1 protein-coding gene is annotated in these 260 nt (G+C 53.8%); it reads right to left on the reverse strand.

What is annotated here, in order from left to right:
• The coding region (locus tag NSCA4_RS0111485) for a transposase (protein ID WP_016688253.1) at positions 1–260 on the reverse strand (260 nt) is incomplete at both ends.

Here is a 260-nt window from a genome sequence, read left to right on the forward strand (position 1 = left end):
AGCCAGCAAAGGCGACAGGTGGTTGCACTCATGGGTATTGGCGGGGGTAATGTGCAGTTTCTCGATATAGCCTTCCTCATCGGTACGGGTATGTTGTTTGTAACCGAGTCTGTAGAGGCCGTTTTTCTTTGTCCGGCGGGCATCTTTGTCTTTGCTCGGTGTGGTTTGGCCGCTGACTTGTCCTTCTTCATCGACTTCTATGGCCTGACGCTGTTTGCTGCCGGCGGTTTGAATAATGGTGGCGTCAATGACGGCGGCCG

Source organism: Neisseria sicca 4320 (assembly GCF_000193735.1).
Classification (GTDB): Bacteria; Pseudomonadota; Gammaproteobacteria; order Burkholderiales; family Neisseriaceae; genus Neisseria; species Neisseria sicca_E.